General features: G+C 59.3%; 16 protein-coding genes. 10 read left to right on the top strand and 6 right to left on the bottom strand.

From position 1 onward, the window contains the following. The first annotated feature begins 470 nt into the window (after positions 1–470). From CHB75_RS06750 to CHB75_RS06740, 4 genes are all read left to right on the top strand, one after another. Positions 471–1,136: a type IV pili methyl-accepting chemotaxis transducer N-terminal domain-containing protein gene (locus CHB75_RS06750; protein WP_089269767.1), complete on the top strand. Its 666-nt coding sequence runs from the start codon at positions 471–473 to the stop codon at positions 1,134–1,136. 53 nt (positions 1,137–1,189) lie between these two features. Next, the gene (locus tag CHB75_RS21280) at positions 1,190–1,363 is read left to right on the top strand and encodes a hypothetical protein (RefSeq protein ID WP_176439072.1); all 174 of its coding nucleotides are present in this window, start codon (positions 1,190–1,192) and stop codon (positions 1,361–1,363) included. Between the two features lie 173 nt (positions 1,364–1,536). Beyond that, positions 1,537–2,871, top strand: coding sequence for a trigger factor (gene tig / locus CHB75_RS06745; RefSeq protein ID WP_089269766.1), 1,335 nt, complete (start codon positions 1,537–1,539; stop codon positions 2,869–2,871). Positions 2,872–3,062: 191 nt separating this feature from the next. Next, positions 3,063–3,788, top strand: coding sequence for a lysozyme family protein (locus CHB75_RS06740; RefSeq protein ID WP_245840751.1), 726 nt, complete (start codon positions 3,063–3,065; stop codon positions 3,786–3,788). A gap of 155 nt (positions 3,789–3,943) precedes the next feature. Here CHB75_RS06740 and rplI read toward each other — a convergent pair whose 3' ends face one another. From rplI to rpsF, 3 genes are read right to left on the bottom strand one after another with little or no spacing between them, the layout of a single operon-like run. Beyond that, the gene (gene rplI / locus CHB75_RS06735) at positions 3,944–4,573 is read right to left on the bottom strand and encodes a 50S ribosomal protein L9 (RefSeq protein ID WP_089269764.1); all 630 of its coding nucleotides are present in this window, start codon (positions 4,571–4,573) and stop codon (positions 3,944–3,946) included. 12 nt (positions 4,574–4,585) lie between these two features. Next, positions 4,586–4,813: a 30S ribosomal protein S18 gene (gene rpsR / locus CHB75_RS06730; RefSeq protein WP_073249614.1), complete on the bottom strand. Its 228-nt coding sequence runs from the start codon at positions 4,811–4,813 to the stop codon at positions 4,586–4,588. Positions 4,814–4,834: 21 nt separating this feature from the next. Beyond that, positions 4,835–5,230: a 30S ribosomal protein S6 gene (rpsF, locus tag CHB75_RS06725; protein ID WP_089269763.1), complete on the bottom strand. Its 396-nt coding sequence runs from the start codon at positions 5,228–5,230 to the stop codon at positions 4,835–4,837. Positions 5,231–5,521: 291 nt separating this feature from the next. Between rpsF and CHB75_RS06720 the strand changes: the two genes are divergently transcribed. Together CHB75_RS06720 and CHB75_RS06715 are read left to right on the top strand one after the other, a co-directional pair. After that, positions 5,522–6,094, top strand: coding sequence for a YceI family protein (locus CHB75_RS06720; RefSeq protein WP_089269762.1), 573 nt, complete (start codon positions 5,522–5,524; stop codon positions 6,092–6,094). A 394-nt stretch (positions 6,095–6,488) separates the two neighbouring features. Next, a complete protein-coding gene (locus CHB75_RS06715) occupies positions 6,489–7,052 on the top strand; it encodes a VPLPA-CTERM sorting domain-containing protein (protein WP_089269761.1) in 564 nt (187 codons plus the stop codon). Positions 7,053–7,162: 110 nt separating this feature from the next. On the opposite strand, the gene CHB75_RS06710 is transcribed toward CHB75_RS06715, so the two are convergent. Continuing rightward, positions 7,163–8,368, bottom strand: coding sequence for a cytochrome b/b6 domain-containing protein (locus CHB75_RS06710; protein WP_089269760.1), 1,206 nt, complete (start codon positions 8,366–8,368; stop codon positions 7,163–7,165). A 174-nt stretch (positions 8,369–8,542) separates the two neighbouring features. Here CHB75_RS06710 and fabD point away from each other — a divergent pair, with 174 nt between their 5' ends. The 3 genes from fabD (at position 8,543) to CHB75_RS06695 (ending at position 10,776) form a co-directional block, all read left to right on the top strand. Continuing rightward, entirely contained in the window at positions 8,543–9,475 is a 933-nt protein-coding gene (gene fabD, locus CHB75_RS06705) for an ACP S-malonyltransferase (protein ID WP_089269759.1), read from the top strand. Positions 9,476–9,581: 106 nt separating this feature from the next. After that, positions 9,582–10,319, top strand: coding sequence for a 3-oxoacyl-[acyl-carrier-protein] reductase (gene fabG, locus CHB75_RS06700; RefSeq protein ID WP_089269758.1), 738 nt, complete (start codon positions 9,582–9,584; stop codon positions 10,317–10,319). Positions 10,320–10,542: 223 nt separating this feature from the next. Then, complete coding sequence (locus CHB75_RS06695) at positions 10,543–10,776, top strand: acyl carrier protein (RefSeq protein ID WP_089269757.1); 234 nt, start codon at positions 10,543–10,545, stop codon at positions 10,774–10,776. Positions 10,777–10,906: 130 nt separating this feature from the next. Here CHB75_RS06695 and CHB75_RS06690 read toward each other — a convergent pair whose 3' ends face one another. Then, on the bottom strand, positions 10,907–11,902 hold the full coding sequence (locus tag CHB75_RS06690; RefSeq protein ID WP_089269756.1) for a Fe(3+) ABC transporter substrate-binding protein: 996 nt from the start codon (positions 11,900–11,902) through the stop codon (positions 10,907–10,909). Between the two features lie 156 nt (positions 11,903–12,058). Beyond that, positions 12,059–12,865: a nucleoside triphosphate pyrophosphohydrolase gene (mazG, locus tag CHB75_RS06685; RefSeq protein ID WP_089269755.1), complete on the bottom strand. Its 807-nt coding sequence runs from the start codon at positions 12,863–12,865 to the stop codon at positions 12,059–12,061. A gap of 62 nt (positions 12,866–12,927) precedes the next feature. On the opposite strand from mazG, the gene CHB75_RS06680 reads away from it, so the two are divergent. Next, a complete protein-coding gene (locus CHB75_RS06680) occupies positions 12,928–14,115 on the top strand; it encodes a M20 aminoacylase family protein (protein WP_089269754.1) in 1,188 nt (395 codons plus the stop codon). Positions 14,116–14,161 lie beyond the last annotated feature (46 nt).

Raw genomic sequence — 14,161 nt, 5'->3', positions numbered from 1 at the left:
CTCGGCCGCATAGCCGATGTGCGAAGGCCTAGCGCTTTTTCTCTGAATACGCCGACACAAGTTGGCAACTGGCTGAAGAATTCCAGTACCTCCGCGCGCCCCAGTTTCCTGCACACCACCGCGCGACCTGCGCCGCCGATTTCATGAACTTGCTACACATTCTTTGCCAGATTGAGCCCCACTGGAGGCAGCCCCGATATGACGGTCCTCCTTTGTGAAACATTGGTAGACTTACCCTGTAGCTTCGACGCCATGGGGGCACGGTCACATCACCAAAGGCAGATACGCGCTGAAGATTTCGGATTTTCGTCAAATTTGGAGCCTGGCACCTATGAGCTGGGGGGGGCGGCGTCGCTGTACCCCCAGCTTTTAGGCCCGCTGTAAAATCCGCCGAATTTCGCCGCTTCACGGCAGAATACCGAATGCGTTCAGACAGCCGGTAAGAAATTTTTAGCACTACGGGCGCACGCTTGGCATTCAAACAGCTGGGCATGCGGGCGACAATGAAATTTATCCTGATCGTGGTAACGACTCTGGTCCTTATGGTGGATCGTCCGGTCTGGGCCGCAATGGGTACGCCCCCTGTCCAGGGCGCACAAAAAATTGACCTTGCTGGCCGTCAGCGCATGCTCTCTCAACGCATGTCAAAGGCTTTGTGCATGGCCCGTGCGGGCATCCATAAGAATGCTCATCGTGACATGGCTGCCCGCACAATTGAACGGTTCTCTGAGACCTTGCACCAGGTTGCTCACGGCAATGTCAGCTGCGGTATGTCGTCCGAGAGAGACCCGGAAATCCTCGCCAGGCTGAACGACGTTTCGCTGATCTGGGAACCCTTTGCCGCCGCAGCCATGACCGGCACAGACAAAGACATGTCCGATGCAGAGTTTGCCAAAATCTATGAAGGAAATCTGCCGCTCTTGGTGGTCGCCAATGACGCTGTGACCCATTTTGAAAAGGTATACAGCAGCAAGACGATGGATCCTTTGCTTGCCAGCACGATCAACATCACCGGTGCGCAGCGCATGCTGTCGCAGAAGGCGGTGAAAGAGCTGTGCATGGTGCACCTTGGGGTTTCTAAGGACGCTGATCGCGCCGCGCTTCAAAGACGATTGAACAGTTTGACGATGCACTAACCGGGCTCATCCGGGGGGACGAATCCAGGGGCATCAAGGCGCCGCCAAGGCAGGTGATCGCCAGCCAGCTGGCTGTGGTGGCGGAGCATTGGGCCGAGCTCAAACCGATTCTGGTGGGCGTCGCATCCGGCGGTGTGATTGGACACAAGGCTCTGAGCAAGGTGTCGATCCAGTCCGAAGATTTGCTGAGGATGATGAACTACGCAGTGCGGCTTTATAGCCTTTAGGCTCAGCTTATCGGCGCGCCGAGGCGGCTGCGCTCCTCCTATGGTGCCGATCCGGCGTCGTAGCGCGGGGCAATGGACGAATTCGCCTTGCACGCTTGGCCTGCGGCGCATAGAAGACCCCGAAATATGAACACATCGGGGCAGCGGCCTCGCACTGAACTATGGGGTATTGCATGCAGGTCACCGAGACGCTGAACGAAGGTCTGAAGCGCGGTTACGCGATCACCGTGACAGCCGCCGAGCTGGACTCGAAGGTTGTGGAAAAGCTTGTCGAGGCACAGCCTGACATCGAGATGAAGGGCTTTCGCAAGGGCAAGGTCCCGATGCCACTGCTGCGCAAGCAGTATGGCCAGCGTCTACTGGGCGAAGCGATGCAGGAAAGCATTGACGGCGCGATGTCGAGCCACTTTGAATCCTCGGGCGACCGCCCGGCGATGCAGCCCGAAGTCAAGATGACCAATGACGACTGGAAAGAGGGCGAAGACGTCAAGGTAGAGATGTCCTACGAGGCTCTCCCGACGATCCCCGAGCTGGATCTGTCCGTCGTGACGGTGGAAAAGCTGGTCGCCAAGGCGGATGACGCGTCGGTGGAAGAAGCTCTGGCGAATCTTGCCGAGACCGCGCAGGATTTCAAAGACCGCGACGCGGGTGCCAAGGCCGAGGACGGCGATCAGGTCACTTTTGACTTCGTCGGCAAGGTTGATGGCGAAGCGTTTGATGGCGGCTCCGCTGAAGATTATCCGCTGGTGCTCGGGTCAGGCTCGTTCATTCCCGGTTTCGAAGAGCAGCTGGTCGGTGTTTCGACAGGCGACGAAAAGACCGTCGAAGTGTCGTTCCCCGAAGAATACGGCGCGCCGAATCTTGCGGGCAAGGCTGCAACTTTTGAATGCACCATCAAGGCCGTTAAAGAACCCGTCGCTGCCGAAATCAACGATGAGCTGGCCAAGAAGTTCGGCGCCGAAGATCTTGCCGCACTCAAGACCCAGATCACCGAGCGTCTGGAAGCCGAATATACCGGGGCAGCCCGCGCTGTGATGAAACGCTCCCTGCTAGATTCTCTTGATGGTCTGGTAAGCTTTGATCTGCCCCCAAGCCTTGTCGATGCCGAGGCCAAGCAGATCGCACATCAGCTTTATCACGAAGAGAACCCGGACGATCATGGCCACGACCACGGTGATATCACGCCGACTGATGAACACATGAGCCTTGCGGTTCGTCGCGTGCGTCTTGGCCTGCTTCTGGCCGAGCTGGGCCAGCAGGCCAAGGTCGAAGTATCCGACGCCGAGATGACCCAGGCGATCATGAACCAGGCACGTCAGTACCCGGGTCAGGAACGGCAGTTCTTTGATTTTGTGCGTCAGAACCAGCAGATGCAGCAGCAGCTGCGCGCACCGATCTTTGAAGACAAGGTCATCGATTTCATCGTCGAGCAGGCCAAGGTGACTGAGAAAGAGGTCTCCAAGGACGATCTGCAGAAGGCCGTGGAAGCGCTCGAAGACGAAGCGTGATCTGACACACAACGAATTTTTTAAAGGGCTGCCCTTCGGGGCGGCCCTTTTTCGTTTGAGCCTGACCTGGGGTTCAAAAGCGAAAAGCCTGATGACTTTGAAACGAAATCTCAACAGGAACCGGTCAATGTCCAGACAACGCCGCGCCGACGGAAGAGGTTTGGATGATTGTCAGAAGATTTGCTTTGGTTATGGCTACGTTTTGGTCGCTGTTGGTGCCGTTTGTCGCGCAGGCCGAGATTGTCTCGCTCTTTGACACGAACACCTTTCTTCAGGATCGGCGCGCCCTGATCCCGGCATCAGCACCGACGGAGTCGCAGACACAAGAGCCGCGCCGGGTTGCAAGTCTGTTTGCGGGGCAAGCGGGTGGCAGTTTGTTCGCCCCGTGGCCCGATCGGACAGTTGCCAAGGATACACCGTTCCTGCTGGGCCCGGATGCGAGCGTGGCCGAGCGTATCAGGCACCTCATCGGCCAGGCCGAATCCCGTCATCAGGGTTATAACGCAGTCCAGCATGGCGCCAAACGTCTTCCGCCCGCGCGCCCGACCGAGATGACGCTGGCAGAGATCTACCAGTGGATTTCCGACACTCCTGGACAGCCGCATGCAATCGGGCGTTACCAGTTTATTCCCGTGACCCTCAAACGGTTGGTAATCAAGACCGGCACCGACCTGCAGCAGGTATTTTCGCCCCGGTTGCAGGATCGGCTGGCCGATGTCCTGCTGGTCGAGGCCGGGCTGCACACCTTTGGCATGGGGAAGATTGGACGCGAGAAATTCATGAACAATCTGGCCGGAATTTGGGCCGGGCTGCCAACATCCAACGGGAAATCCTACTATCACGGATTTGCCGGCAACCGTGCAACAATGACCTGGGACAGGTTCGACCAGGAGATGGCGCGCATCTTTCCCGGCTGAGCATGCACGATCTGGCAGCGTGAAGGGGCAGGGTGCCCGGCCTTGGCAAGTACAGCGGAAAGAATGCCGCCCCAAACGTCGAGACACAAAAAAGCCGCGCGGGGTGGGCCCGCGCGGCTGACACGCACCCTAAGGCACGTGATGAGACTTCTGTCTCACTTATCTTCGTCGTCGCCTTCGGAAGCATCGGCGCGCGGCTGTTCGCGGTCATCGCCGTATTCGTCCATACCGGCGGCACCGATATCGTCGAACAGTTCCGAAATCTCGAACTCGGCGGCGGCTTCTTCTTCCGCTGCCAGTTCCTGGATGGACTTACCAGCGGCTTGCAGTTCGGCCTCTTCGGGCGAACGTGCAACGTTCAGCTCGATCACGGCCTCGACCTCGGGGTGCAGGTTCACGTGAACTTCGTGAATACCCAGCTCCTTGATCGGGGTCTTGATGATGACCTGCTTGCGGTCGACCGAGAAACCCTCGGCCGTGGCGGCCTCGGCGGCGTCACGGGTGGTGACGGAGCCATAAAGGCTGCCGCCATCGGATGCCGAACGGATCACGACGAACTGCTGACCGTTGAGCTTGTCGCCCAGGGCTTGCGCCTCTTGGCGGGTCTCGAGGTTACGCGCTTCGAGCTGAGCTTTCTGACCTTCAAATGCCTTGATGTTGGCATCCGACGCGGTCAGCGCCTTGCCCTGCAGCAGCAGGTAGTTGCGTGCGAAGCCGGGCTTGACGTCGACGACGTCGCCCATCTGACCCAGCTTGGCCACGCGTTCCAGAAGGATAACTTGCATGTCAGTCTCTCCTTATTTCACGGCGTAGGGCAGAAGGGCGAGGAAGCGGGCGCGCTTGATTGCACGGGCCAGCTCACGCTGCTTCTTTGCCGAAACGGCGGTGATACGGGACGGCACGATCTTGCCACGCTCGGAAATGTAGCGCTGAAGCAGCTTCGTGTCCTTGTAGTCGATCGCAGGTGCATTGTCGCCCGAGAAGGGGCAGACCTTGCGGCGGCGGAAAAACGGTTTTGCAGCCATGGTATAACTCCTTTTCTGACTTTACGGACGACGTTCGCGGCGTTCGCCGCCACGATCACCGCGATCACCGCGGTCGCCACGATCAGAACGCTCGTCGCGTTTCTGCATCTGCACCGAAGGACCTTCTTCGTGGGCGTCGACCTTGATGGTCAGAACGCGCATGACATCGTCATGCAGGCGCATCAGACGCTCCATCTCTTGCACGGCCGTCGCAGGTGCGTCGGTGCGCAGATAGGCGTAATGGCCCTTGCGGTTCTTGTTGATCTTGTAGGCCATGGTCTTCACGCCCCAGTATTCGCTTTCAACGAGCGTGCCGCCGTTGTCCGTGAGTACCGATGTGAAGTGTTCGACAAGGCCCTCGGCCTGTGTGTTCGACAGGTCCTGGCGCGAGATAAAGACATGCTCATACAGCGGCATGTGGTCTCCGATTCCATTGTGGCGCATTTCAAAGAGCAGGCTTTTATCCCTTCGCGCCTGCCCACGAGAGTCTGCGCGGTTCATAACGTGCGAAAGGAACGCCCCATATACACGGATTTCCCTTGTGCGCAAGGGCCGGTGCTGCGGTGGGTGGATAGCCGATCTTCTGTGCGATTCTGACGGCGCGAGTGTTCATCTGTCAACAGGGTCTGTGGGAATACAACAGGTTGAGTTAATAGCCTCGCTGGAACATTTCATGCCGAGTAACGCACCAACCTGGAGAGACGCGTAATGAAAAACCTGATGTTCGCCACGGCCCTTGCCGCACTTCCGCTTGCCGCTTTTGCAGCGCCCGAGAAATACACCCTCGACAGCAGCCACAGCCAGATCGTTTTCACCTACAGCCATCTTGGCTATTCGACTGGTTCGGGCATGTTCTCGGGCTTCGAGGGCGAGATCATGTTTGATCAGGAAGATCCTGCGAACTCTTCAGTCAGCGTTTCGATGCCTGTCACTTCGATGATCACGGGCTGGGAAGCACGTTTCCAGCATTTGATGTCTGCCGACTTTTTCGGTGCGACCGATGACGAGATGGTCACCTTTACGTCGACTGGCATCGAAGTCACGGGCGAGAGCACGGCCAACATCACCGGTGATCTGACGCTGAACGGTGTGACCAAATCCGTGGTGCTGGATGCCACACTGAATCAGGCAGGCAGCCACCCGATGGAGAACAAGCCATGGGCCGGGTTCGACGCAACAACCACCCTGCTGCGAAGCGACTATAATGTCGGCGCCTACGCGCCTTTCGTCAGTGACGAGGTTGAGGTGCATATCTCGATCGAGGCGATGAAGGCCGACTGACCGAGACTGACCAATGCGGGCGGTTGGGAACAGCTGCCCCGCATCCGGATCTATGCAGAACCCCGGTGGCGCGTGCCGCCGGGGTTTTTATATCTGGGAACCGAATGGCCGGCGGTGTCTGTCAATTCGGAAATTACCGCGGCACCACAAGAGCAGAAAGATCGTGGTACGCGCTGAGTTTATGGTGCTACGGGTATGATCACACAGTTTTTTTTGCCCAGTTTCCATCAGAGCCAAGGTGTGGGCGCGACATCCATTTTAATGTTCAAAACCGGACTCGGAAATTACGGCGAAAATGTGTCAAAGCCGCGATTCTGCGTTGCCGCGGGCGACTGTCTTTGGTATTCTGATCCGGTGTCCGCAGGTTTACGCGGCTTTTTAGGATGTGGTTAGAATGATGATGAGTATGCGCGGACTTGCCATTGCTGCAGTTCTTGCACTGGCCCCTGTAGTTGCTTCTGCGGCAACAGTAAAAACCGGTATCTTCGCGGCGGTGACGCCCCCGGTGATATTTGCGAACGGATCTGAACTGGGTACCGTTTCAGAAAGCAAAAACGATACATTTGCCAATCAAACCGCAACTTTTGTTGCGGGTGAGAATCTGAATGGCATCACGATCTCGGTCACGATCAACCCGTATCTGACCGTTACCCCCAGTTCCCCAACTCTGTCCAACAGCATTGCCTTGTCGTACTCGCTCAACGGTGGGGCGACCACGCCTATCACGATCACCAAGTTTGGTGCCGTAGGTGGAGCGACCATTGAGAATTTCATTATGGCGACAAATGATGTCTTCAGGTTCTTCGTGAACGGGGTTGCTGGCAAATCGGGTAACACCGTCACATTAAACGTGCTTGCGCCTGCTGTTCCGCTGCCTGCTGCTGGTTTGCTGCTTCTGGGCGGTATTGCCGGTCTGGCATCCGCTCGTCGCAAGAAGCGGGCTGCTACGACCGCCTGATACAACTGACGCCGACGACGACCAATCGTTGCACAAGCGCAGTATTCAAAAGGCTGGCCAGACATCTGGTCAGCCTTTTGTTTTGGAAGCTACCGATCTGGTGATGCCTTTCAGGACTCTGCCTCCCGCGTAGCGGTCAGATCCACGATCACGTCCACTGTATAGCCGAGCTGGCCGTCATCCTTCATGCTCTCACCAATACCGTAGTTGCGCCTGTCAAGCGTCGTGCGGCCCTGCATCCGGGCCGTATTGCGGTCTAGTGTCAGTTCAAAAGGCAGAGTGACAGGCACTTCTGTGCCGCGCAGTGTCATGGTTCCCTGCGCCTCATATCCTTCGGCAACCTTGATGATTTCCGCCGCAAAGATGGCCGTAGCGAATTGATCGACGGCAAGGAAATCCGCGCCAAGCGCTTGTGACGTGACCGAGCCTAGTGTCAGCGAGCCGATCGCCACGGTCACCGTAACATTGCCGACCTTGCCGGGATCGGCGCGTTCGTCAAAGGTGATATTGGCGGTCCAGTTGTCAAAGCTGCCGGTGACTTGGGAGCCAAGCTGCATCACGGCAATCGACAGGCTGCCCTCTTGCACGGTCCAGTCGCTTTCTACCTGGTCCAGTGCGGCCACGGGGGCGGCGTTGCCGTCGTGTTTGAACACACCTAAACCTGCGCCGACCCCCAGTGCTACGGTCCAGAACGCAACGGCGCTGACCAGCGGCACCAGAAAGCCGTGCCCATGGCGTGGATCACCTGCCTCAGTCGTGCCCGGCAGCATCCGGCGCAGAGTGGAATCACGGTCGATAAAGTGATGCTTGAGCGCGCCGACAACATGCAGAACGACCGAGATCAGCAAAACCCGCTCAAACACGATGTGCAGGGCTGCGGTGACATCGGCCAGACCTTCGGATTTGGGCACATAGGGCAGGGACTGGCCAAAGGGCCACCAGATCGGCGCAAAGCCGGAGGTTGCGGCATGATGCAGCCAGCCGGTCAGGGGCACGAGCACCAGGGAGCCATAAAGCAGCCAATGCACCGTCTCGGCCAGCCAGCTTTCCAGTCGGCGTTCGGGGTGCAGTGGGGCAGGCTTGGGCTGGTTGAGGGCCCACAGAATGCGGAGGATCGCGACGAAAAAGATCGTGACGCCCAAAGTCTTGTGCATCGAGAAAAGCCAGGCCTTTTGTGCCAGCTGCTCCCCGGTGGCATAGGGGGCGTCATTGGCAATGATCCCCAGCGGAATGGCGCAGAGGATGCCGAGGGCGGTCAGCCAGTGCAGCGTTTTGGTTACGCCGCCATATCGGGTTGCGGTGCTGGTCAGGGGCATGTTTGAAAACTCCAGATCTATACTGTGGTTCTGTCTAAAGTATCGGCTGATTCCGGCAACCCGCGCCGCTGCACAGCGCCCCTGCGCGTGGTCAGAGGTGCATGGCACGTTGCACGCCGCGCCAAGGCCGGATAACCAAGGCAGGCACTTAAACTGAGGCAGGGGAGGTCCCAGATGACCCGCGCATTCGTATTTCCCGGGCAGGGCGCCCAGACCATCGGCATGGGCCGCGATCTGGCCGAAGCCTACCCGGCCGCCCACGCCGTTTTCGATGAGGTAGACGAGGCGCTTGGCGAAAAGCTGAGCGCGCTGATCTGGGAGGGCGAGGCCGAGCAACTGCAACTGACGCAGAATGCCCAGCCCGCACTGATGGCGACATCTCTGGCAGTGATGCGCGCGCTTGAAGCCGAAGGGATCGAGGTCTCTTCGGCGGCTTATGTGGCCGGGCATAGCTTGGGTGAATATTCTGCCCTCACGGCAGCAGGCGCGCTGAGTGTGACGGATGCCGCCCGGCTGCTGCGTGCCCGGGGTCGTGCCATGCAAGAGGCTGTGCCGGTGGGTGTGGGTGCCATGGCGGCACTGCTTGGCCTGGACTTTGCCACTGTGGCGCAAATCGCGGACGAGGCTGCGGAGGACGAGATCTGCGCGGCCGCCAATGACAATGATCCCGCACAGGTGGTGGTCTCGGGGCATCGGGCCGCTGTTGAACGGGCCGTGGAACTGGCCAAGGCCAAAGGTGCCAAACGCGCCGTGATCCTGCCCGTCAGTGCGCCGTTCCACTGTCTGTTGATGGAGCCCGCAGCGAGGGTCATGGCCGAAGCTCTCGAAGCGGTCACCATTCGCCCGCCGGTGGTGCCGCTGGTCGCCAATGTGACCGCAAGCGCCGTGTCCGAGCCGGACGCCATCCGCTCGCTTCTGGTGACGCAGGTGACCGGCGCGGTGCGGTGGCGCGAATCGGTCGCCTGGATGGCCGGTGAAGGCGTCACCGAAATCTGGGAAATTGGCGCAGGCAAGGCGCTGGCAGGCATGGTGCGGCGCATCGCCAAGGACATCTCGACACGGTCCATTTCTGCTTCGGCAGACGTCCGCTCCGCAGTCGAGCAATAAATTTTTATGCCCTCGGGGCTCGCGCAAAACTTTTCAAAAAGTTTTGCCAAGAGTTTTCGGAAAACTCTTGGGTGCCCCATGGCAAAGGTTGAGGAAAGGAAATCAAATGTTTGATCTGACAGGAAAGTCCGCGTTGGTCACTGGCGCGTCCGGCGGCATCGGCGGTGAAATTGCGCGTACATTGCATGCTGCGGGCGCCACGGTGGGCCTGAGCGGCACACGCACCGAACCACTCGAGGCTCTGGCGGCCGAACTTGGAGAGCGGGTCTACGTCCTGCCCTGCAACCTGAGTGACCTGCCCGCTGTCGATGCACTGCCGAAAGAGGCGGTCGCGGCTATGGGTGCGGTCGATATTCTGGTGAACAACGCGGGTATCACCCGCGACAACCTGTTCATGCGCATGTCTGATGACGAATGGCAGTCGGTGATCGATGTGAACCTCACGGCGACATTCAAGCTCTGCAAAGGTGTGCTGCGCGGCATGATGAAGGCGCGCTGGGGGCGGATCGTGAATATATCATCGGTGGTCGGCGCCACCGGAAACCCCGGGCAGGGTAACTATGCTGCATCCAAGGCCGGCATGATCGGCATGTCGAAATCTCTGGCTTACGAGGTTGCCAGCCGTGGCATCACGGTCAATGCAGTGGCACCCGGTTTCATCACCACCGCCATGACCGACAAACTGACCGAAGATCAAAAAAGCGCGATCCTTGCCCAGGTGCCGACAGGCCGGATGGGTACACCGGAAGAGATTTCCGCAGCAGTTTTGTATCTTTCCAGCCAGGAAGCCGCTTATGTCACAGGCACCACCTTGCATGTGAACGGCGGCATGGCCATGCTCTGACTTAGCGCCGCCGGGCAAGGTGGAAGGATATGGGAAAGCGTTTGCCAACCCCTTTCCATGTGCTATAGGCGCGTCAGTTCCGGTTCGGGCCGCATTGCGGCGCGGCTCCGGTCCCGCCTAGCGGGCGCACGAACCGCCCGAAAGGGCACGACAGAAGCCACCCCGCTGGGGGCGAGGGCAAATCCGGGTCTGAAAGACCCGACAGTTGGATGAGGATGACAGAATGAGCGACGTCGCAGCACGCGTGAAAAAGATTGTGGTTGAGCATTTGAGTGTGGAAGAGTCCAAGGTAACGGACAACGCTTCGTTCATCGACGATCTGGGCGCAGACAGCCTTGACACGGTCGAGCTGGTGATGGCTTTCGAAGAAGAATTCGGCATCGAGATTCCGGATGACGCTGCAGAAAACATCCAGACCTTTGGCGATGCGGTGAAGTTCATCAGCGAAGCTTCCTGATCCGCAAACGATCAAAATAGAATCAAAAAAACGGCGCGCCCGAATGGGACGCGCCGTTTTTCTTTTGCGGGTTGTTGACGGTGGTTGATGGTCTTCGGGTGCGGGGGTTTTGCCCGCACCCGAAATAGCCTCAGCCGTCGAAGTCGATTTCTTCCATCAGTCGCAGGGCATCGCCGCGCAGCGCCGCAAGCTCGGTCAGATTCACCGGGTCGGGCGTGAATTCCCCCCAGGACGCCACCAGTTCAGAGCGGGGCGCATCGGGCTTGACCGGGAATTCATGGTTTGCCTCGGCGTAAATCGCCTGCGCTTCGGGGGAGGCAAGGAATTCCATGAATTTCAGAGCATCCTCACGATGCGGAGCGGCAGACGTCATCGCCACGCCCGACACGTTCATATGGGTGCCGCCGTCGCGGAACGTCGGAAAGACGATGCGCACGGAATTCGCCCATTCCGTCTGTTCGGGATCTTCCAGCATCTCGCCCATGTAATAGGTGTTGCCGAGCGAGATGTCGCACTCTCCGGCCCAGATTGCCTTGACTTGCGCGCGGTCATTGCCCTGGGGCTTGCGTGCCAGATTGGCCTTGAGACCAAGCGCCCATTCCTTGGCGGCCTCATAACCGTCATGTTTGATCACGGCCGACACCAGGGCGAGGTTGTAGGGGTGGGTGCCAGAGCGGGTGCAGATACGTCCCTTCCATTTGGGATCGACCAGATCCTCATAGGTCGTCACCTCGCCGTCGGCGACGCGTTCTTTGCTGGCATAGACGATGCGTGCTCGGGTCGTGACGCCGAACCACTGGTTGCCGGGATCGCGGAACTCGCTGGGGATGTTGTCGTGCAGAACCGCGCTTTCTACCGGCTGTGTGACCCCAGCCTCAACGGCCTGCGACAGGCGCGCGATGTCCACCGTCATGATGATGTCGGCGGGGCTGCGACTGCCTTCGGCGCTCAGACGTTCGGTCAGGCCCTGATCCAGATAGACCACGTTGGTTTCGATCCCGGTTTCCGCACTGAATGCTTCAGTGATAGGGGCGATCAGCTCGGGCTGGCGTTGCGAGTAGATATTAACTTCGGCGAGTGCGGGCGTGGCCACTAGCAGGGTGGTGAGAATGGGCGTGATACGCATTTTTTAAAATCTCCGTGCGATGTTTTGAGTAAATGAGTAAATCCGACTCTTTTTGTAGGGTCAACGCCTTAAAAAGTCGCGCAATGGCGACGGAGGGATCGAAGCTCAAGGCTTTTGAAAAAAGCCTTGGCAAAACTTTTTGAAAAGTTTTGTGTCTCAGCTCTGGCGTTCGGCGTTTTTGGCTGCGTCCCACAGCGCATCCATCTCGGCCAGATCGCTATCCTTCGGGCTTCGGCCTTGATCGGCAAGTGCAGCTTCGATCGAGCGGAACCGGCGCGTGAATTTGGCGTTGGTGGCGCGCAGGGCTTCTTCGGGGTCGATGTCCATGTGCCGGGCAAGATTGGCCATGACGAAAAGCAGATCGCCAAATTCTTCTTTGGCATGTTCGGGATCCGTCGCTTCGCGCAGTTCCTGGGCCTCTTCGACGATCTTGTCGATGACCTGATCTGTGCTGGGCCAGTCGAACCCGACGCGGGCAGCGCGTTTCTGCAGTTTGACCGCACGCATCAGTGCTGGCAGGCCAAGGGCCACGCCATCAAGGACGCCGCTTTCGGCCTTCTCGGCGCGTTCGGCGGCCTTGATCTTTTCCCAGTCGCGCGTCTGTTGTTCGGCTGATTTCTCGCGGGATTCGTTGCCGAAGACATGCGGGTGGCGCGCGACCATCTTGTCCGAGATACCGTTGGCCACATCGTCGAAGGTGAACATCCCGGCCTCGGTCGCCATCTGCGTGTGGTACACGGATTGCAGCAGCAGATCGCCCAACTCGCCTTTCAACTCGTCCCAGGCTTTGCGTTCGATGGCGTCGGCAACCTCATAGGCCTCTTCGATCGTGTAGGGCGCGATCGAGGCGAAGTCCTGTTCGATGTCCCAGGGACAGCCCGTTTTGGGGTCACGAAGGCGGGCCATGATTTCCAGAAGGCGGGGCAGGCCGCCCTTGGGATCAAAGATCAGGTCGTCGGACATTGCGGGGCCTTTCGATTTGGGTCAGGAACAGGGATGAGCCATGAGAACAGGAGTGTCCAGTCTTGCCAGTCGTGAACCGCATTGCCGAATTTGCCGAGGATATGAAGACCTGGCGCCACCATCTGCACCGTAATCCGGAGCTGGGGCTGGAGTGTCACGCGACGGCGGCCTTTGTTGCGGCCCGGCTGCGGGAGTTCGGTGTGGATGAGGTGCATGAGGGGTTGGCCGTAACCGGTTTGGTCGGCATCATCCATGGTCAAGGCGCGGGGCCGGTGACCGGGTTGCGGGCAGATATGGACGCGCTGCCGATGGACGAGGAAACGGGAGCCGACTGGGCGTCGGAGATGGGCGGGAAAATGCACGCCTGCGGCCACGACGGGCACACCACGATGTTGCTGGGGGCTGCGCGCTATCTGGCAGAGACGCGGAATTTCAGCGGATCGGTCGCGCTGATCTTTCAACCCGCCGAAGAAACCATCGGCGGCGGGCGGATCATGGTCGAGGAAGGCATGATGGACCGCTTTGGGATTACCGAGGTCTACGCCCTGCACACGGATCCCTTTGGCGCGCTGGGGCAGTTCCGCACCCGGCCTGGGCCGATCATGGCGGCTGTGGACGATTTCGAGATCACCGTGACCGGCAAGGGCGGGCACGCGGCCTATCCGCACGAATGCGTCGATCCGATGCCCTGTACGCTGGCCATCGGGCAGGCGCTGCAGACCATCGTTTCGCGCAATGCCGATCCTCTGGCCAGCCTTGTGGTGTCCCTGACGCAGGTGCATGGCGGGTCGGCATTCAACATCATCCCCGAAGAGGTGAGCATGGGCGGCACCGTGCGCAGCTTTGATCCGGCTCTGCGCGATCTGGCCGAAAAGCGTCTGCGCACGATCGTTCAGGGGCTGGCGCTGAGCTATGGGGTCAGCGCGCATGTCGATTATCACCGCAACTACCCGCCCACGGTGAACCACGCGGACCAAACCGGCTATGCCGTTCAGGTTGCGCGCGAGGTCGGAGCCTCGGTCATGGATGATCTGGCACCAGAAATGGGAGCCGAGGATTTTTCCTATATGCTCAACGCGCGTCCCGGTGCCTTCCTGTTCCTGGGGCAGGGGATCGGGCCATCGGTGCATCACCCGAAATTCGACTTTAACGACGAGGCGGCGCCCTATGGTGCATCGTTCTTTGTTCGGCTGATCGAGGCGCGCCAGCCGCTGGGGCAAGCCTTGCACCCGTCCCGCGATGGTGGTTGAGTGCCCGCGAACACACGCCTTTTGACCCGGTGACAGCGGTCACCAC

It is taken from the genome of Puniceibacterium sediminis (assembly GCF_900188035.1).
Lineage (GTDB): Bacteria > Pseudomonadota > Alphaproteobacteria > Rhodobacterales > Rhodobacteraceae > Puniceibacterium > Puniceibacterium sediminis.
Note: the sequence above shows the minus strand (reverse complement) of the source record. Positions and strands in the feature narration are given on the sequence as shown.

Coding starts and splice junctions, on each gene's coding strand:
- tig (WP_089269766.1), top strand. CDS start 1,537: ATGCAGGTCACCGAGACGCTGAACGAAGGTCTGAAGCGCGGTTACGCG.
- CHB75_RS06740 (WP_245840751.1), top strand. CDS start 3,063: ATGGCTACGTTTTGGTCGCTGTTGGTGCCGTTTGTCGCGCAGGCCGAG.
- rplI (WP_089269764.1), bottom strand. CDS start 4,573: ATGCAAGTTATCCTTCTGGAACGCGTGGCCAAGCTGGGTCAGATGGGC.
- rpsR (WP_073249614.1), bottom strand. CDS start 4,813: ATGGCTGCAAAACCGTTTTTCCGCCGCCGCAAGGTCTGCCCCTTCTCG.
- rpsF (WP_089269763.1), bottom strand. CDS start 5,230: ATGCCGCTGTATGAGCATGTCTTTATCTCGCGCCAGGACCTGTCGAAC.
- CHB75_RS06720 (WP_089269762.1), top strand. CDS start 5,522: ATGAAAAACCTGATGTTCGCCACGGCCCTTGCCGCACTTCCGCTTGCC.
- CHB75_RS06715 (WP_089269761.1), top strand. CDS start 6,489: ATGATGATGAGTATGCGCGGACTTGCCATTGCTGCAGTTCTTGCACTG.
- CHB75_RS06710 (WP_089269760.1), bottom strand. CDS start 8,368: ATGCCCCTGACCAGCACCGCAACCCGATATGGCGGCGTAACCAAAACG.
- fabD (WP_089269759.1), top strand. CDS start 8,543: ATGACCCGCGCATTCGTATTTCCCGGGCAGGGCGCCCAGACCATCGGC.
- fabG (WP_089269758.1), top strand. CDS start 9,582: ATGTTTGATCTGACAGGAAAGTCCGCGTTGGTCACTGGCGCGTCCGGC.
- CHB75_RS06695 (WP_089269757.1), top strand. CDS start 10,543: ATGAGCGACGTCGCAGCACGCGTGAAAAAGATTGTGGTTGAGCATTTG.
- CHB75_RS06690 (WP_089269756.1), bottom strand. CDS start 11,902: ATGCGTATCACGCCCATTCTCACCACCCTGCTAGTGGCCACGCCCGCA.
- mazG (WP_089269755.1), bottom strand. CDS start 12,865: ATGTCCGACGACCTGATCTTTGATCCCAAGGGCGGCCTGCCCCGCCTT.